Here is a 17,613-nt window from a genome sequence, read left to right as displayed (position 1 = left end):
GGAAAGCCCGATCATTTCCCGTCGATGAACCTCGCCAGGTTGTCGGGATCCAGCGCGCCGACGTGACGGCGGATCTCCTTGCCATCGGCATCCAGGACGATGAGCGTTGGATAGGCGCTGAGCCTGAACCGCTCCGCGAGCTTCTTGCCCTCGACGCTGCCGGTGCCATCCTTGGACTCCACCATGATGGAGAGGGGAACCACCTTCGAAAGGGCCGTCTGGGCGGTGGCGGTGGGGAATACCTTTTTCTGGAGGAATTGGCATGGGCCGCACCATTCGGCCCACAGATCCAGGAAGATGAGGTTTTTTTCAGCCTTGGCGCGCTTCTGGGCCGCGGCGAGGCCATGTTCCCAAGTGACTGAATTGCCGGCCGGAGCCGCGGCGATCATGGGAAGGGCGGTTGCGAATAGGGCGGCGGCAAGGCGCATGGAATCTCCGTTCAGGTTATGGGATGCCGCCAAGGGGGACGGCGTTCCCTCGCATCTTGAGGATATCGCATCGGGCCATCGTTCCTCCATCCGGGCCGGTGGACTAATCGACCTGGAAGCTCCTCCGTAACATGTCTCGACCCGGTCTTCCGCCCACCAAAAACCCCAAAAGGAGACTTCCATGCGCCCATTCCTGGCCCCACTGGCCCTTGCCTTCGTCACCGTGCTGCCCATGGCCGCCCAGACCCAGACCCGCTTCATCAAGGTGGACGTGGTCAGCAAATCCATGATCCACCACCACAATAAAGGGGACGGCCCTTCCGAGATCCACATCCGCCTGCCGCTGAACCTCGCCAAAGGCATCCTCGAAACCATCTCGGATCAAGAGATCAGCATCAACGGCTCCGTGGATTCGGATGGCGGAACGAAAAAAGTCCACAAGACCCAGAAACTCAAACTGGAGCAGCTGGTGAAGCTGCTGGAATCCGCGCACGCCGGTGATCTGCTCCTGGAAGTCACCACGGACAAAGGCGACCGCGTGAAGGTGGCCGTCGAGTAGCCCCATCAACAGGCTTCTTTGTGCCCCGCCCGGAAAAGGCGGGGCATTTTTTATCGCTCAAATGCAAGGTTCGATCAGAAGCTTGCTTTGGGATCTTCACCAGCACGGTCGGGACCATGATTGGCCTACACTGAAGCAGGAGACCACTCATGCCAACGATCAGCATGTTTTATGGGATTCTGGTTTCGCTGTTCTATGCGGATGATGAGCGCCACCACTTGCCGCATGTCCATGTCAGGTACCAAGGAATGAAAGCTTCGATCTCCATTGAAGATGGGCGTGTATTGGCTGGAGAATTCCCTCCCAAACAGCTTCGGATGGTCCAGGTCTGGGTTGATCTGCATCGGGATGAACTATTGGCAGACTGGGAACTCGCAACGAACGGTGAAGAACCTTTCCGAATCGCGCCACTGCAATAGGAGGCGTCCATGGAAACCCTGCTGGATGTCGTGAGAGTCGAAGCCCAGCCAGGGAATATCCTGGTGATAGATTTTGAAAACGGTGAACGACGCCGCTTTGATATGACTCCGTATTTAACCAGGAGACCCTTCCAGCAGTTATCGACCCAATCCGTGTTCCTTTGCGCCCGGGTTGACAACGGTACCGTCGGATGGCCTGGAAACATTGACATCGCCCCAGAGACCCTATACCTGCGCTCCACCCCAATGAATCCTTGAAGCCATGGAATCCACGACCCAGCTCCGCGTCCGCTACGTCGAAACCGATGCCATGGGCATCGTCCACCATGCCTCGTATGTGGCCTGGCTGGAGCTTGGGCGGACCGAACTGCTGCGCGGGTTGGGCCAGAGTTACCGAGAATGGGAGCGGGCCGGAGTCCATCTCACCGTGGGCGAAGTCCACCTGAAATACCGCGCCCCGGCCTATTTCGACGACCTGGTGGACGTGCGCACGCTAGTGGCCGAGGCCGCCCGCCGCCGGGTGGGTTTCACCTATCGGATCGAACGCGGGGGCGTGCTGCTGGCCGAAGCCCGCACCGTGCATCTGGCCACGGGCGCTGATGGCAGGGCCCGGGTGCTGCCGGATGAGTTTCTGAAGTTGCTGGGCGGAGGATGTCGTACCCAACAGCCATGAGCTATGAGCTATGAGCTATCAGCCAATAACCATGAGCTTTCAGCCAATGCTCAAAGCTGATGGCTCATAGCTGATGGCTCAATTCCCATCGCTCACGGCCTGCGGCCGCTGCCCAGCTCCTCAGCCTTCCCCCTTCCAGACCTCCATCGGCATCAGCATGGCCATGGCCAGCAGGTTCGCCAGGGCATCCATCAGGCGCTTGGTGTCCATGGAAAAGGCGTCCGGCTGGAAGCTCTGGAAACTCACCAATCCGAAGGGCCGCTCTCCCCAACCCATCGGGATGCCGTACCAGGTCTGGGGCACCAGTCCGCTCAGGCGCTCGGCCTCGGAGAACTGCGCGCCCTCGGCCTTGGCCTCCTCAAGGCTGCGGATGTACAGGGGCTTGTGGGCCAGGATCGCCTTGGCCGTGAGGCCGCCCGCATCGGTCATGGAACGGGAAGGCGTGTTTCGGGCCCGGCCGCCCTCGTGGTACAGGACCCAATGCAGCGTGTCCGCGTGGTAGTCGGCGATGGCCACGTAGAAAGAGGCCAGGTTGAGGGGCTTGAAGACCAGTTCCAGAAGGGTATCGGCCAACACGCGGTGGTCCATACCCGGCCTCAGGCGCTCCAGGGCCATCAACAGCAGGCTCTTGTCCTGGTCGAGGTGGTGCAGCAGCTCCCGGATCTCGGCCATCTCCTTGCGGACAATGTCCCGTTCTTGCTCCGCCTGGGCCAGGCGGGACTGGATGTCCTGAAATTCCTTCTGGGAGGGGCCAAAAAGTGGGCTCATGTGGTCAACTGGAGTGATGCGGATCATACGCTCAATTTCGCTTTACAACACCCTTACTCGGAAAATCGAGCCGATTTCTCCCGCCACCCCGGGGGAAATGAAAATCTACAGCTGCGGCCCGACGGTCTACAACTTCGCCCACATCGGCAATCTGCGCACCTTCCTGTTCCAGGACCTGATGAAACGCACCCTCCTGGCGGCGGGTTACCAGGTGCGGCACTGCATGAACATCACCGACGTGGAGGACAAGATCATCCGCGATTCACAAGGGGACCTTCCCGGGGATGCCACCAATGCGACGCGCCATGCGGCCATGAAGGCCCTCACGGACAAATACACGGCGTTCTTTCTGGAAGACCTGGCCGCCATGCGGATCCTGCGGGCCGACGTGATGCCGAAAGCCACGGACCACATCGGCCAAATGAAGTCCCTGATCCAGAACCTGATCGACAAGGGCCTGGCCTACGCCCGGGAAGGCTCGGTCTACTACCGCATCGCCGGATTTCCGAACTACGGCAGCCTGGCCCACCTGGACCGGGAAGGCATGCAGTCCGGCACCTCCGTGGACGTGGACGAATACGACAAGGACCAGGCCCAGGACTTCGTCCTGTGGAAGGCCGCCAAACCCTTTGAGCCCACCTGGGACAGCCCCTGGGGCCCCGGCCGCCCCGGCTGGCACATCGAGTGCTCCGCCATGGGGATTGAACTCCTGGGCGACCGGGTGGACATCCACACCGGCGGCGTGGACTTGGTCTTCCCTCACCACGAGAACGAGATCGCCCAGAGCGAGGGCGCCCTGGGCCACCCGTGGGTGTCCACCTGGGTCCACGGCGAATTCCTGATGGTCGAAGGCGAAAAGATGTCCAAGAGCCTCGGCAACTTCTACACGCTGCGCGATCTGGTGGACAAGGGTTTCGATCCCGTCGCCTTCCGCTACGCCATCCAGAGCAACCACTACCGCAAGCTGTTGAACTTCTCTTTCGAGGGGCTGAAAGCCGCGGAGAATTCCCTCAAGCGCATCCGCGCCTTCCGCCGCCGCATGGAAGAAGACGGGGCCCAGGCCGGCGGCGGCACTTGGAAGGAGGCCATCGATCCACTGAAGCGCCTGGAAAAGGCCCGGGAGGAATTCTGGAATGCCATGGCCGACGACCTCAACACGCCGGAAGCCCTGGCCGCGCTCTTCACGCTCATCAGCGACCTCAACGCCCAGGACGACCGCATCGCGCTCACGCGCGAAGAACGGGGCGCCGCGCTGGGGTTCCTGGACGAGGCGGATTCCATCTTCGCCGCGTGGCCCCATGAATCACCAATGGATGTCCTTGTTTCAGTGACTGGATTCGCACTCACTCCAGTCCTCGGTGGGGTTTCGGTCCATACTGATGAAACTCTTTCGCCAGATTGGATCCAAACCCTCATCGCCGCCCGTCAGGCTGCCCGCGACACCAAGAACTGGGCCGAAAGCGACCGGCTCCGGGATCAGCTCAAGGCCATGGGCATCGTGCTTGAAGACCGCAAGGATGGAAGCGTAGGATGGCGGCGTGGGTGAACTAGATCCAGCCTCACCCAAAAAACCGCGTGATCTCTCTGATCGGATATTCGCATACTCCCTACTTGGAATTGGATGTTCGGGAATAGCCGCAACGTTGGCCTTCACGGCGTATGAGGTCTACTCTTTGGGCCGCTCCCCAAAGCCTAAAAATACAGAAATCACCCCGCCTACAGCTCTGGACACCATCACTGCTCCCAAACCCGAAGCTAAAGCGCTTTACAACCAAGCCATCGATCTGGAGAACCACCAGGCCTACACCGAGGCCGCAGCCAAGTTCAAAGCTTCGGGAGAGGCAGGGTACGGCAGGGGGTGGTACTGCTTCGGCCTGATGGCCATGGAAGGAAATGGAATTTCGAAGGATTACTCCGCCGCAGCTGCTGCGTTCGGGAAAGCGTTGTCAGTTGGCAACGATGCGCTTCCCGAATCCCTGTGGAAACTCGCCTGGTTATATGAGCAAGGCCTAGGGGTGAGCAAGGACCCTGATTTCTCCAAGCAGCTTCGGAGCTACGCCTTGAGCGATGGAGAGCAAGGCTTACAGGGACGGTCCGGCGATGACGTTGAGGGCCGGAAATTCCTGGCGGGCCTGTGGGAAGAAGGCAAGACCGGCCGCCAAGATCTCATTCGCGCCGCGGATTTATATGGACGCGCGGGCAACCACGAAAAACGGCTCCTGCTATTAGCCAGGGTCATTGCAGAAGGGGATGATGAAGCAAAATCCCAGGCACTGCTCCGCATGGCCCGGATTTATGACGACGGCCATCAAGGATTGAAATTGGACGCATCAATGGCTTTCACCTATTTTCAGAGGGCCGGAAGCCACGGGAATTCGGAAGCGCTGTTTGAGGTTTCACGATGCTATGCATGGGCGCACGGTGTTGCGAAAAATGAGGAATCAGCCTTTTTGGCCTTAAAGGCCGCGACCGAATGCAAAACCCAAAGTGCCATGGCCTGGCTTGATCTAGGCCGCGCCTATCTGAACGGCACGGGCACAAGCAAGGATTCCATCGAAGCCTTTCGGTGCTTTCAGAACGCCGAAAATATGGTGCCCAGCATCAGTGCTGGTGAATTGGCCTCGTGCCTTGAGCGAGGCCTTGGAACTCCCCCCGATCTGGTGAAGGCGGGCCAGCTCTACACGCTAGCAAATAACAGCGATGAAGCGCGGAACGTGCTCCTTCGCGCCATGCAGGAGAAAAAACAAGGCGCAGCCCTGGCCCTCGCCGAGGCCAATATCAAGGCGGGCCGTCACCGCTCTGCGGAAACCGTCCTCAAAGACGAGGCCGCCCGGGGTACTCCCGAAGCAATGGCCCTGGCAGGCCTGCTGAAGGCAGGTTTAGCCGATGATAGAAACGACGGCCACGAAGTCATCGAACCCATCGAAGCCTCGGTGGAAGAAGCCCTGCCAATGCTCCTGAGCGCGGCTGAAAAAAGTCAAACGCGCGCGACTCTCGGGCTTTACCGACTTCTGAAAACCCGAATTGCCAGCGAGGAAAGCACCCTTCGAGGAAAGATCGAGCGTGCGGTTCAATCTGCCGCCTCCAAAGGGGATCTGGAATGCCAACTTGCCTGGATGGACATCCTGGTCCGGCGAGCGGATAAAGAATCCCTCACCAAGGCTGAAGGGGTTGGCGAGTCGCTGATGAAGCAGCCGGCGAACCTGCTTGCCAAAGCGGAGTACGTCACAGTCTTTGCGGACCTGGGGCTCGTCTATTTAAAGAAGGCGCAAAATGCCTCAGATTTTTTAAGGGCCCGCAAGTGGCTTCAATTTGGCGCGCATCTGGACGATGAGGAAGCCTGGAATGGACTCGCTCGACTGTACGACGGGGGCAAGGCCTTGCCCGCCGATCCGAATCGAGCGGCCTACTGCAAACTGCGTGCGATGTTCGCCGTGATCCGGGGTGAGTCCGGTTGCTGATTCCTGACTGAAAACCCTATTCCTTAGCTCAACTCATAAATGATGGGAATCTCCCCTCCTCACACCTGCGACGTGCAGTGCTTGCAGCGCGTGGCGGCCTTGGGGATTTCTTCCAGGCAGGCGGGGCAGGTCTTGGTTTCGGGCGCGGCGGCGGGCGCTTCCTTCTTTTTCAAGGAGCCCAACCCTTTCACGAAGACCAGAAACACCACCAGGGCGATGCACAGGAAATCCACTGTGGCGCCCAGCACCGAACCCACCTTGAACGGGCCCGCCACGATCATGCGCCAATCGCCGCCGGGCACCGCCATGCCCACCAGCGGCATGATGACGCCCTCCACCAGGGCCGTCACGATCTTCCCGAAAGCCCCGCCGATGACCACGGCCACCGCCAGGTCCAGGACGTTGCCCTTGGCGATGAAATCCTTGAAATCGCTGCTCATGGACATGGATGCCTCCGGGTGGCCGTTCACGGACTTTTCTGTTTTCAGTGGACGATGGAGGATTGTAGCGCGGCCTAGCCGGATGCTGCTGAACCCTCGACTCTCGACTTTCAACTTTTCAACTTTTCAACTTTTCAACTTTTCGACCTTTCGACTTCCCCCCCAAGCTTGGCCCTGCCTCCCATCCTGTGCGATGCTGAGGCACTCATTCCCGCAAAGGAGCCGTCATGGCCGAAGAAGGCAAAAAATCTTCCGTTCTCAAATGGATTCTCATCGGGTGCGGAAGCATTGTGCTCATCGCGCTGCTGGTGATGGGCGGCTGCGTCTGGTTCGTGAAGGGCAAAGTGGATGCGGCGAAGGAAACCGTGGACAAGGCCATGAAAGACACCACGGCCGAGGCCCGGGGCCCCGTCGTCGCGCTCTCCGTCATGAAGCCCTTCATGGGAATGATGCTCGCCGCCGCCGACAAGCCCGCAATGGACAGGATGTATGCGGATCTGGATGCCAAGGCTTCCAAGTTCACCAGCCAGGACGGCATGGACCTCAAGGCCGCCATGGATGCCTACAACGAGGGCAACCGCGCGGCTGGGCCGGATCAGGCCGCCCGCCAGGCCGCCGCCCGCAAACTGATCGCCGATGCCCAGGCGGTGCTCGACAGACACTAAAGACGCAGAATCCGATTCGAGTCCGGAGCGGCCCGCTGGGCCGCTTCGCCGTTCAGACCAAAGCCAGCGACCGCAGCACCGAGTCGGGCTCCAATTCTTCCAGGCACTGCCGCCGCTGGCACTGCCGCTCCCGGCACGGGGAACAGCCAATGTCGGTGCGAAGGAGCGTCCCGGTGCCATCCGGCAGGCCTGCCACTACCGGATCGGAAGGACCGTAGATCGCGGTGGCCGGAACGCCGAGTTGCACGGCGAGGTGCAGCAGCCCGGTATCCGAGGCGATGACGCGATGGGCCTGGCGGAGGGCCGATGCCAGGGGCCAGAACCCAAGTTTCGGAAGCGCGGGCACGCCCGTTTCGCCGGGCAGCCAGGCCCGCAGATCCTCCTCCTCGGGTCCCAGGGACCACCGAAGCTCGGCCTGCCCCTCAAGCCGTTGGGCAAGCTTGATCCAGTGCCGCAGGGGCCAGCGCTTGATGGCGCCGCGCCTCGACGCGCCGGGCACAAGCACCACGCGGGGTTTTCCATTCGACGGCCAGATGGCGCCAGGATCGGGAAGCGGGACCGCTTTCAAAGCAGGATGGAACCGCCCGAGGCCTCTCACGCCACGGCTTTCTCCGAATGCATGGCTCAGGCCCAGGGCCTGTTCATAGCGGGTCTGGGGGCGCCAGGGCAAGGGATGGGTCTGCATCCATCCGGCACCCTCCTTCGTCACGCCATCGCCCCAGCGCTCCTCGATTCCTGCGAATTTCGGAATCAGCGCAGATTTCAATATCCCGTGGAAGTCCAGGCTCGCGTCGGCACCGTGGATCCGGGCGGCCACAGCCTTCAATTCCCGCATCGCCCGCACCGGACTGGAAAGCTCTTGGCGCCTCACGATCACGGGCTCCACCCAGGGCAGCGGCTCCAGCAGGTAGGCGTGGCGATCCTCCACCACCGCCTGGAAATGAGCCGCGGGGAAGGCTTCGCGCAGGTTCGACCAGGCCGGAAACACCCGCAGGATGTCACCGAGGGCGGAAAGACGGAGCAGGGCCAGGCGCATGGACCTATCCTACAACGCGACCCGCCATCGACTTTCTCCGCGCCTCTGCGCGGCCAAGTGGGAAGATGGCTCCATGACCGAGTTCGCCCAGGACCACTCCAAAAGCCCACCACCGAGCGGAAGGCTGGAGGCCCTGCTCCGTCGCTTCGCCCGGGTGAGCTATGGCGTGGTGGTGCTGTTGGTCTATGTGCTGGCCTCCGCCGCGCTCGGCTTGGCCCTGGCCCCGGTGCTGTGGGGCTGGCACCGCTTCGCGGGCCTGGGCGATGCCCTTCCGCCGGTGCTGCATTGGATCTGGCTCGGCTTCATCGGCTCCCTGTGCTTTTTCGGGTTCGGCCTGCATCTGATCATCATCGTGCCCATCTTCAATTTTCTGCTTCCCACGCGCGTGACGCCGTTCAAGGGCGGCTATTACCAGCTCGTGGCCGTTCCCTGGTTCCTGCACAATGCCCTGTTCTACCTGGTGCGTTTCACCTTCCTGCCCTTCGTCACCCTGACGCCCTTCGGCGTGTGGTTTCTCAAAGCCATGCGCATGAAAATTGGACGCCATGCCTTCATCAATACCGAATACATCAGCGATCCCCAGCTCATCACCATCGGCGATGACGCGGCGCTGGGCGGATCGGTGCGCATCTTCGCCCACTACGGCGGCGGCGGGAACCTGGTGGTGGCGCCCATCGTCATCGGCGACAAGGCCACCCTCGGCGCCGGCTGCTGCGTCATGGGCGATGTGGAGATCGGCCAGCGGGCCGTGATCCTGCCCCAGAGCGTGGTGCTGCCCGGGAGCCGCGTGCCGGACGGCGAGATGTGGGGAGGCATCCCAGCCCGTAGAATCACCCGGGATGAGATGGACCTCATGAAAAAGGACATCCGGGGGCAATTCGATTAGCGGGACCGCTGGGGCGATCCAGAACATCCCGCTTCGGAATTCAATGGCCTGGATGCTTGATCATATCTTCGAGTATCGTCAGGACTTCAGGGTCCTCGGGGCGTTCCTCGGGGTTCTTGGTGGTGAGCCGTTCCACGAGCCGGACCAGACGGCGCGGCGCATCCGGGCGCAGGGTTCCCAGGTCGGGAAGCTCCGATGACCGGTGCATATCCATGACCGCCAAGGGGTGCTCCGCCTGGAAGGGCGCTTGGCCGACAAGCATCTCGAAGATCATGATGCCCAGGGCGTAGCGGTCCGCCGGCGGGCCGACCCGGGAGCCCTTGAGGCTTTCCGGAGCCGCGTAGGCCGGTGTGCCGAGGAAGAATGCGGTGGCCGTGAGGCCGACGGTGTCCAGCACCCGGGCGATGCCGAAATCCATCACCTTCGCGTGCCCTTCGGTCACCATCACGTTCGCGGGTTTCAGGTCCCGATGCACGACCCCCTTCCCATGAGCGTGCGCCAAGGCTCGGGTGATCTCCGCTCCCAGCCTCAATACCTCCGGGATTTCCAGTCTCCCTTCGCGGGCGAGGTATTCCTGCAAGGTCTCGCCTTCGACCAGCTCCATGGCCATCCAGGGCAATCCGGATTCCGGCGACGGGTCCACCAGGCACACGATATTCGGGTGGTCCAGCAGTGCGCCAAGCCGCGCCTCCTGCCGGAACCTGACCATGGCATCTGGATCCTGGATCATGTGCGGGTGCGGCACCTTGACCGCCACCGGCACATCGTCAGAACGCCGATGGCCGGCATAGGTGATGGCGAAGCTGCCTCTCCCCAGGACCCGATCCAGCATGTAAGGACCCAATTCCGCCGGAAGGTTCTGCAGCTTGGCCATGAGCTCCGCGGAAACGGGCTGGGACATGGCCATGGTGCGCTGATTCATCTGGACGCTCCGGCGGTGGTTTTTTCGCCACCATCGGAAGCCCCAGTAACCCACCCCGCCCAGCGCGGCGATGAGCGCGATGGCCGACAGGAGGAAGGTCAGCCGAGAGAGCTGCCGCGAAGCTTCCGTGAGGGGATCCTGATCCGTCCCCGAAGCGGCGGGCTTGGAGGGTTTTTCCGCCTGGACAGGCACCGAGCCAGGAGTCAGCGGACCCGAAGCGGCCACGCTTTGCGGCGTCGGCACGATGGGCTTGGGCGCGGGAGCCAGCGGCTTTCCCTGGCTGGAATCAGGCTGCTTGGGGGGCTGCTGGGCTTTCTCGACCGGTGGGTGTTCGATGGGTTTTGGCCCAGGTTCCGTGGATTTCTGGGGCAGGTCCTTCGGGGCGGCTGGGGTGGCCACCGGCGGTGTTTGCGGTGGCTTGGGCACTGGCTCCGGTTTTTTCGCGGCCCGCAATTCCTTCAACCGCTTTTCGACCTTCTCCCGAAGATACAGGGGTTCCACCTTCGATCTGGCTGATGCGTCGAGCGCCTGGGCGGCCTCGTCCAGTTTCCCGAGGGCCAGGAGCGACTCGGCCAGGTAGACCTGCGGGTAGTAGCTGATGAAGACGTTCGAGTAGGTCAGCAGCCGGGCGCTGGATTGGGGACGCAGTTCCAGAGCCCGGCGGAAGGCGGCGACGGCGACTGCGTGGTCTCCGCGGCGCTGCGCCGCCTGGCCTTCCTCATAAGCCTGAAAGAAGGTCGTCTGGTTCTGCGCCGCGAGCGGCGCCGCGAAGAGGATCGCCGCAACACAGCCTGCGCGCAGGATCCCCACCTCAGTTCCCCTGCACAAAGAACCAACGGAGCAGCCGGTTCGCCCCCTCGTTGCCGAAGCGGAAATTGAAGGACAGGAAGATCCGGTGGTCGTGGATGCTCTCCTGGCCCCGGGAGGTGGGGACACCATCCCGGTTGGTGGCGATCTCGTCGGCCTCAAGAAATTGGCTTGCCCTGCGGCTGCCCTGGCTGAATTTGTAGGCTAGGTCCACGCCCATCGAACGCGCCTTCCAGCCGATGCCCAGGGTGTAGCCGCGGAACACGCGGTCTTCCCCGCTGGTGGGATCTGCCGTGGGCTGGGGTTCCTTGAAGACGCCGATCCGCAGGGGCACCACGGAATTCCCGGCGAAGACCAGGTACTCCATTCCAAAGCGGAGCGTCTCTGCGTCCGGGGTCCGGGTCGCCGCTTGAAGATCGAAGAAGTTCAGGTTGTCGAGGCTTTCGCCCTTGGCAAGGAAGGTCGCCTGGCTCCACCGCGTGCGGGTCCAATCCAGCGCGAGGAGCCATTGCTGGTGGGGGCGGAAGGCAAGGCCAGCGCCATAGGTCTCGGGCCAGTGGAGCGGGTAGGACGCCGTGAACGTGGCCGGAAGCAAGCTGCCGTCGACATTGGAATTGGTCGTCATCCTGCTGTCGAACCGGGCCGTGAAGGCGCCGCGGTAGACCGCGCCGACATTGAGTTTTTCAGACCGCCAGAGCACACCGATATTCCAATTGCTGCCGCGCAATTTCACGTCTTCCTGGATCTGGACGAATTCAGTCTCCGGGTTCGGCAGGGGCAGCAGGCTCTCCTCATTGTTGGACCGGAAATTCCATGATCCCCTCCAGACATTGAAGGAGACCCCCACCAGGAAGCGTGGCGAGAAATCGTAGGCCACGGCCGCGGACCACACATCCACCTGCCCTTTCTGCTGGATGCGCTGGGCCAGGTACTTCGTGGGGAACGTTCCGATGGGATCCGTTTCCTGGATGGTTTGCGTGGTCTCCTGGCCCAGATCGAAAAGCCGCTGCCAAGACAACTGGAAGACCAGATTCTTGCCCCTGAACTTGGTGGGCACCGAGGCGCTCGCGAAGGTCGGCAGGCTGCGCTTGTCCCGGGCCAGGGAATCCGACAGGCTGAGGGGCTTGGCTTGGTCATTGGAGATGAAATTCCGGTTGTCCAGCTCCCGGCGGTAAGTCATCCCGACCAGGGATACTTCCGGCTGGAGCAGCTGGCCTAGACCCGCTGGATTGAAGGACACCGCCGTGGCATCGTCCGCAACCGCCGTGAAGGCCCCGCCGATGCCCTCGGCCCTCGCTCCAGCCCCCTGGATCGCGAAGGCCGTGCGGCTCTGCTGGCTGATGAGGAGGCCCGGGAGGGGAGGAGGAGCCTGGGCCTGCAAGGCCAAGCCGAGGCAGGCGGGAAAGGCCCAGGAGTACAGCGGCTTCATCAAGGGTCGCGTCATTTCTAAGATCATAGGCCCGATGCAATTGGCTTAGGTAGCGACAAATATTCGCACGCGAGGAAGCTGGCTGAATCCCGGCCCGGGAACGAAAGCCGGGCAAGGATCAGGAAACCACTTTGCGCGAATGGAGCGAATCCCATGCGGTCAAGGCAGGCTTGGCGTGGAAGTCGCTATCGGTCAGGCCGATGTCGGTGAACAAGGGCAGGTTCGGCGGGATGGGTGGCGGCCAACCGGACAGGTCCAGATCCGCAAAGATGAGCTGGATGAGTCCCCGAGCGTTGATGCTATCCAGAAGGCGGGCGTGGATGGGGAGGTACCTGGCTTGTTTCTCGGGCGTGGATTGGATGCTGCCCGAAGTGGCGCTGGTCCACCCGCCTTCGGTGACCATGGCGGGCAGGCCGCGTCCAGCCAACAACCGGCTGTAGTAATCGGGGGGGAGATCCTCCGGCTGGGCATAGGCGAAGTAAGGATAGGAGGAGAGGCCGAGCATCTGGAGGAAGGGAAAGTCCGCCAGGTCTGTGCCGATGCCGACAAAGGTTGACGATCCAGCCATTTTTCCCCAGGCCGTTTCGACCTGGATGCTCACCAACTGGATGGCTGGACTCTGGACCGCGCGGAGCTCTGCGGCAGCGGCATTGGCCGCCTGGACCTCCGCCGCATACAAGGCGGGCGCGAGGGCCCGGGTCAGGTTGGTCTCGGCTGCCAGGCCCAGGATCGCCGGGTGGAGTTTCCTGGACACCGCCAGCACGTAATCCCGGTAGACCTTCTGCACGGCGGGCTCGGAAATGCTTCGGCCCAGCTTGCGCAACTGAGGCGCCTCCTCGCCTCGGGATAGGCCATCGGTGAGGTCCGCCATGAACATCAATTGCAGGCCCTTGCCGCGGAGGTAGTCCACAAGCGGCACCGTATCGCGGTCCAGGACCGCGTCCGGCGATTGCCCGGCCAGCAGGTCCGTCCAGGGCAGCTCCTCGTGGATGGCCGCCAATTCGGAGCGCACGCTCCAAAGGTCCACGCCGTGGAGCAAGGTTGCTGCATCAGGCCGGGACGGTTGGGGAGAGAATCCCATCTTCCAGGTGCGGGTGGGGGCCGAGGGTGGCGGGTCCCCGTTGTTCGAGCTTCCCGAGCAGGAACCCAGCCATCCAATCAAGGGGCTGAGGGCCATGGCCGAAAGCAATCGCCTCCGATCTCCATCCACCGGCTCTGCATCCCGGAGGGATACCCGTGGCTGAACAGGCGAAGGCTCGTGGATCATGGTCTGAGTCTAAACCTGATCGTGGAATGGGGAGTGGCCGCTTCCCACGGTACCCGTGGGTTCGGGCCGCAAGCTATCGGCTTGGGAGACGGGCGGCGCATCCTTCCGGTTGCCGGGCTGGCCCGCTGGGTTCAGAATCCTTGAACGATCTCGTTGATTTGATCCCGGAACCAAACTTCCTGCTCAGGAGGGGGCTGCTTGCGAAACACCCAGAGCCCAGCCCGCATGAGTAAAAAAAAGGCGTTCCGCCTCCTGCCTGGTCCTGCCGTACAGTCAGGATCCTGGCCCGGGCAGCGGCCAGGATGGATGCTCCGGTTCTGATGGCGGATGCTTCCCGGATCTCCCCTGTCGCCCCAGGCCCGGTGCTCATGGCCTGCCCGGAATGCGATCTGCTGCATCGGGTGAAGGCGCCGCCCAAAGGCGGCACCTCCTCCTGCACACGGTGCGGCGCCATCCTGAGAAGAGGGGGATCCGATTCCCTGGACGTGGCGCTGGCGCTGCACGCCGCGGCCCTGATCCTGTTCTGCCTCGCGAATGCGTTTCCCCTGCTTTCGCTCCGCCTCCACGGCGTGGTCCAGGAAGCCTCGATCCCGGGTTGCGCGCGCATCCTCTCGAACCTGGGCTGGCCTTGGCTGGCGGCGGTGCTGATCACCACGGTGATCCTCGCTCCGGTGGCCCATCTCGGCGGCACGATCTATGTGCTGCTGCAGGTCAAGTGGGGGCATTCCAACCGATGGACCGTGTGGGTCTTCCGGATCGTGGAGCAGTTTGGCGCCTGGGGGATGGCGGAAGTCTTCATCCTGGGAATCATGGTGTCCTACGTGAAACTCGCCAAGATGGCCGTGGTGGTGCCCGGCCCTTCCCTTTATGGGCTGGGGATCTTCATCGTGGTGGCTGCCGCTGCGGTGTCGGCCCTGGATACCGGGGCGGTGTGGGACGCTTTGGGGAGCCATTCCGCCGGATGCGCCAGCGCGCCTCCCGCGGGGGCCCGCACCGCCCGCGAGGCGAACCTGTCCGCTTGTCCCACCTGCGGGCTCCTCTGCACCCAGGCAAAGGCGGCCTGCCCGCGGTGCGGAGCGACGCTGCAGAGCCGGAAACTGAACAGCCGGGAGCGCACCTGGGCCCTGCTCATCACAGCCATCCTGCTGTATCTCCCTGCGAATCTGTTGCCGGTGATGCGGGTGGTCTCCCTGGGGCACACCCAGTCCGACACCATCATGGGCGGTGTCTTCTATTTCCTGCGCACGGGCTCCTGGCCTTTGGCCTTGATCATTTTCATCGCCAGCGTGGCGGTGCCCATCCTGAAAATCATCATCCTCGCATTCCTCCTGGTGTCAGAGCAGCGGGGCTCCGCGCGGTGGCCCGAACACCGGGCGCGGCTGTACCGGCTAACGGAAATGGTGGGACGCTGGTCCATGGTCGATATCTTCGTCATCACTCTCATGGTCGCCCTGGTGGAGATCGGCAATGTTGCGAACATCACGCCCGGCCCCGGTTCGGTGGCCTTCGCCCTGATGGTGTTCTCGACCATGCTGGCGGTCCGGTGTTTCGACCCCCGGCTCGTCTGGGATTCTTTGACCTTGGCGCCTCGCCGGCGGAAGGAGCCTGAACATGGGTGAGCCCTTGGATGACCGGCCCGAATCCTCGCCGCAAGGCGGCGTGCCCGAGGCCAAAGTGCAGGTCCGGCGGCGGCCCTCCATCGTCTGGTTGATCCCGCTCGTGGCGGCCTTCATCGGCATCTGGATGGCGGTGCGGGCCTACGCAGAGACGGGTCCGACCATCACCATCACCTTCCTCGGCGCCGAAGGCCTGGAGGCCGGCCAGACGCGCATCCGCTACAAGGATGTCGAAATCGGCAAGGTCTCCGCCATCAGCCTGAGCCGCGACCTCAGCCATGTGGTGGTCAAGGCCGAGATGAAACGGGAGGCGGCCAGGCTGCTCTCCGAAAATAGCCGTTTCTGGATCGTCCGGGCGCGCATCGGCTCCGGTGGCATTTCGGGCCTGGGGACGCTGCTCTCCGGGGCCTACATCGGAATGGATCCAGGCAAGCCCGGCGAGGCCACCCTGTTCGCCAGGGATTACACGGGCATGGAAACACCGAGCATCGACACGTCCCAGCGGCCCGGCGCCCTGTTCAGGCTCCGGGCCGAGCGGCTGGGCTCGTTGAATATCGGCTCCCCGGTGCATTTCCGGCAGATCCGCGTGGGCGAAGTGGCGGGATTCGATCTCGATAAGCAGGGGATGGGCGTTTCCATCAAGATCTTCATCAACGCCCCCTACGCTGATCTGGTGCGCACGGACACCCGCTTCTGGGATTCGGGAGGGTTGGGGCTGACGGTGGATGCCAACGGCCTCCGGATGCGGTCGGATTCCCTGGTGGACCTGCTCATCGGGGGCATCGCCTTCGAGAACCCCATGAGCCTGGACGGGAGCGGCGCCGCCCCGCCGGGCCATGTTTTCACCCTTTATCCGAGCCGCGAAAAGATCTACGAAAAAGAGCTCACCAACCGCCACTACTATGTGGTGAATTTCGATGAATCCGTGAGGGGACTGACGCGGGGCGCCCCAGTTGAGTACCAGGGCATCCAGGTGGGCCAGGTGGAGGACTTCAAACTCGAATTCCATTCCGGCAGCCTCGACGGAAAGATCCCCGTGCTCATCGCGCTGGAGCCGGAGCGGTTCTCGGTGGTGGGTCCGAAGGATGCCTCCACGAAAACCCTGGTCCAGAGGCTGGTGAAGCGGGGACTCCGCGCCCAGCTCAAGACGGCCTCCCTGCTGACCGGCAGCCTGTTCGTGGATCTGGGCTTCCATCCGGACGCCCCGCCCCGGAGCATCGGCCGGTACGGAAAATACGAGGAGATTCCGGCCATCCCCTCCACCATGGGCGCCATGACGACCATGGTGGCCAACCTCACCAAGTTCTCCGAGCGACTTCAGAAACTTCCGCTGGAGGATGTCGTTGGCGAATTGCGCTCGAGCATTCCAGTGTTGAGGGAGACGCTGAAACAGGCCAAGGCGCTGATGGCCCGCCTGGATGAGAAGACCGTGCCCCAGGCTGAGGCCACGCTGGCCCAAGGCCAGGCCACCCTGGCGACCCTGGAGAAAACCCTCCGTTCCGATTCCCCGACCCAGCAGGACCTGCGCAGCGCGCTGGAGGAATTCAACAAGGCCGCCCGGGCCTTGCGCGATCTGGCGGAGACCCTGGAACGGCACCCCGAATCCTTGATCTTCGGAAAAGGAAAACCCAAATGATCCGATTGGCGCTTCCCTGCCTCATCCTGGCCCTGGCCGCGGGAATCGGATGCGCGCGGCCGAACCTTGAAGTGCTGCACACCCTCAGCCCCATGCCCATGGAAGCAGGGCGACAGGCGACTCCCCAGACTTCCCTGGCTCTGGAGATCATGCCCGTGCGATTGCCCGAGATGCTCCAAAGGCCCCAGATGGTGCAGGAGGCCGGCCCGGGGGCCTTGAGCCTGATGGAGTCGCATCGCTGGGGCAACAGCCTGGACAAGGACATCCAGCGGATCCTGGTCGAAAACATCGCCCTGCTGACGGGCAGTGGCATGGTGGTGGCCTATCCCTACGGCGAACGTGTGAAAGCCACCCATCGCATTGAGGTGGATGTGCACAGGTTGGACGGTAAGCCCGGCGGCACACTCACCCTGCAGGCCACATGGATGGTGGCGCCTCCTCAAGGCGGCCCAGCCCTGCTGTTTAAGAGGACGACCCTTCAAAGGCCCGTCCAAGGGCTGGACGCGGAGGCCCTCCTGGCGGCGCACAGCCAGATCCTCGGGGACTTGAGCCGCGAGATTGCCACGGGCCTGAGGTCCCTGCCGGCCGGCCGCTAGGCGCC

Annotated in this window: 18 protein-coding genes; 11 read left to right on the top strand and 7 right to left on the bottom strand. The window is 62.8% G+C overall.

Annotation, left to right across the window (positions count from 1 at the left end; translation table 11 throughout):
* Positions 1–11 precede the first annotated feature (11 nt).
* A complete protein-coding gene (locus tag IPQ13_06390) occupies positions 12–428 on the bottom strand; it encodes a thioredoxin family protein (protein ID MBL0210529.1) in 417 nt (138 codons plus the stop codon).
* Between the two features lie 181 nt (positions 429–609).
* Here IPQ13_06390 and IPQ13_06385 point away from each other — a divergent pair, with 181 nt between their 5' ends.
* The 4 genes from IPQ13_06385 (at position 610) to IPQ13_06370 (ending at position 2,079) form a co-directional block, all read left to right on the top strand.
* Positions 610–987, top strand: coding sequence for a hypothetical protein (locus tag IPQ13_06385; GenBank protein MBL0210528.1), 378 nt, complete (start codon positions 610–612; stop codon positions 985–987).
* A 149-nt stretch (positions 988–1,136) separates the two neighbouring features.
* Positions 1,137–1,406 carry a DUF4160 domain-containing protein gene (locus IPQ13_06380; protein ID MBL0210527.1) on the top strand — a complete coding sequence of 90 codons (270 nt, stop codon included), beginning with the start codon at positions 1,137–1,139 and terminating at the stop codon, positions 1,404–1,406.
* A 9-nt stretch (positions 1,407–1,415) separates the two neighbouring features.
* A complete protein-coding gene (locus IPQ13_06375; GenBank protein MBL0210526.1) occupies positions 1,416–1,664 on the top strand; it encodes a DUF2442 domain-containing protein in 249 nt (82 codons plus the stop codon).
* A 4-nt stretch (positions 1,665–1,668) separates the two neighbouring features.
* Positions 1,669–2,079, top strand: coding sequence for an acyl-CoA thioesterase (locus IPQ13_06370; GenBank protein MBL0210525.1), 411 nt, complete (start codon positions 1,669–1,671; stop codon positions 2,077–2,079).
* A 120-nt stretch (positions 2,080–2,199) separates the two neighbouring features.
* Here IPQ13_06370 and IPQ13_06365 read toward each other — a convergent pair whose 3' ends face one another.
* Positions 2,200–2,847, bottom strand: a complete 648-nt coding sequence (locus IPQ13_06365; protein MBL0210524.1) for a GAF domain-containing protein — start codon at positions 2,845–2,847, stop codon at positions 2,200–2,202.
* A 16-nt stretch (positions 2,848–2,863) separates the two neighbouring features.
* Between IPQ13_06365 and IPQ13_06360 the strand changes: the two genes are divergently transcribed.
* Positions 2,864–4,393, top strand: coding sequence for a cysteine--tRNA ligase (locus tag IPQ13_06360; protein ID MBL0210523.1), 1,530 nt, complete (start codon positions 2,864–2,866; stop codon positions 4,391–4,393).
* A 97-nt stretch (positions 4,394–4,490) separates the two neighbouring features.
* Positions 4,491–6,308, top strand: coding sequence for a sel1 repeat family protein (locus tag IPQ13_06355; protein MBL0210522.1), 1,818 nt, complete (start codon positions 4,491–4,493; stop codon positions 6,306–6,308).
* A 59-nt stretch (positions 6,309–6,367) separates the two neighbouring features.
* On the opposite strand, the gene mscL is transcribed toward IPQ13_06355, so the two are convergent.
* The gene (gene mscL / locus IPQ13_06350; protein ID MBL0210521.1) at positions 6,368–6,748 is read right to left on the bottom strand and encodes a large conductance mechanosensitive channel protein MscL; all 381 of its coding nucleotides are present in this window, start codon (positions 6,746–6,748) and stop codon (positions 6,368–6,370) included.
* Positions 6,749–6,975: 227 nt separating this feature from the next.
* Between mscL and IPQ13_06345 the strand changes: the two genes are divergently transcribed.
* Positions 6,976–7,413: a hypothetical protein gene (locus IPQ13_06345; GenBank protein MBL0210520.1), complete on the top strand. Its 438-nt coding sequence runs from the start codon at positions 6,976–6,978 to the stop codon at positions 7,411–7,413.
* A 52-nt stretch (positions 7,414–7,465) separates the two neighbouring features.
* Here IPQ13_06345 and IPQ13_06340 read toward each other — a convergent pair whose 3' ends face one another.
* Positions 7,466–8,449, bottom strand: coding sequence for a glycosyltransferase family 9 protein (locus tag IPQ13_06340; protein MBL0210519.1), 984 nt, complete (start codon positions 8,447–8,449; stop codon positions 7,466–7,468).
* On the opposite strand from IPQ13_06340, the gene IPQ13_06335 reads away from it, so the two are divergent.
* On the top strand, positions 8,448–9,335 hold the full coding sequence (locus IPQ13_06335) for an acyltransferase (GenBank protein ID MBL0210518.1): 888 nt from the start codon (positions 8,448–8,450) through the stop codon (positions 9,333–9,335). The genes IPQ13_06340 and IPQ13_06335 overlap by 2 nt on opposite strands.
* 40 nt (positions 9,336–9,375) lie before the next feature.
* On the opposite strand, the gene IPQ13_06330 is transcribed toward IPQ13_06335, so the two are convergent.
* The 3 genes from IPQ13_06330 to IPQ13_06320 form a co-directional block, all read right to left on the bottom strand.
* The gene (locus IPQ13_06330) at positions 9,376–11,067 is read right to left on the bottom strand and encodes a protein kinase (protein MBL0210517.1); all 1,692 of its coding nucleotides are present in this window, start codon (positions 11,065–11,067) and stop codon (positions 9,376–9,378) included.
* A 1-nt stretch (position 11,068) separates the two neighbouring features.
* Complete coding sequence (locus IPQ13_06325) at positions 11,069–12,508, bottom strand: outer membrane protein transport protein (GenBank protein MBL0210516.1); 1,440 nt, start codon at positions 12,506–12,508, stop codon at positions 11,069–11,071.
* A gap of 103 nt (positions 12,509–12,611) precedes the next feature.
* On the bottom strand, positions 12,612–13,670 hold the full coding sequence (locus IPQ13_06320; protein MBL0210515.1) for a hypothetical protein: 1,059 nt from the start codon (positions 13,668–13,670) through the stop codon (positions 12,612–12,614).
* 410 nt (positions 13,671–14,080) lie between these two features.
* Between IPQ13_06320 and IPQ13_06315 the strand changes: the two genes are divergently transcribed.
* Genes IPQ13_06315 through IPQ13_06305 form a run of 3 tightly spaced genes read left to right on the top strand, consistent with a single transcriptional unit; the run spans position 14,081 to position 17,608 of the window.
* On the top strand, positions 14,081–15,379 hold the full coding sequence (locus tag IPQ13_06315; GenBank protein MBL0210514.1) for a paraquat-inducible protein A: 1,299 nt from the start codon (positions 14,081–14,083) through the stop codon (positions 15,377–15,379).
* A complete protein-coding gene (locus IPQ13_06310) occupies positions 15,372–17,012 on the top strand; it encodes an MCE family protein (GenBank protein MBL0210513.1) in 1,641 nt (546 codons plus the stop codon). The genes IPQ13_06315 and IPQ13_06310 overlap by 8 nt, the downstream gene beginning before the upstream one ends.
* A complete protein-coding gene (locus tag IPQ13_06305; GenBank protein ID MBL0210512.1) occupies positions 17,009–17,608 on the top strand; it encodes a membrane integrity-associated transporter subunit PqiC in 600 nt (199 codons plus the stop codon). Before IPQ13_06310 ends, IPQ13_06305 begins: the two co-directional genes overlap by 4 nt.
* Positions 17,609–17,613: the final 5 nt, after the last annotated feature.

It is taken from the genome of Holophagaceae bacterium, assembly GCA_016720465.1.
Taxonomy (GTDB): domain Bacteria; phylum Acidobacteriota; class Holophagae; order Holophagales; family Holophagaceae; genus JANXPB01.
This window is presented reverse-complemented; position numbering and strand designations above follow the sequence as displayed.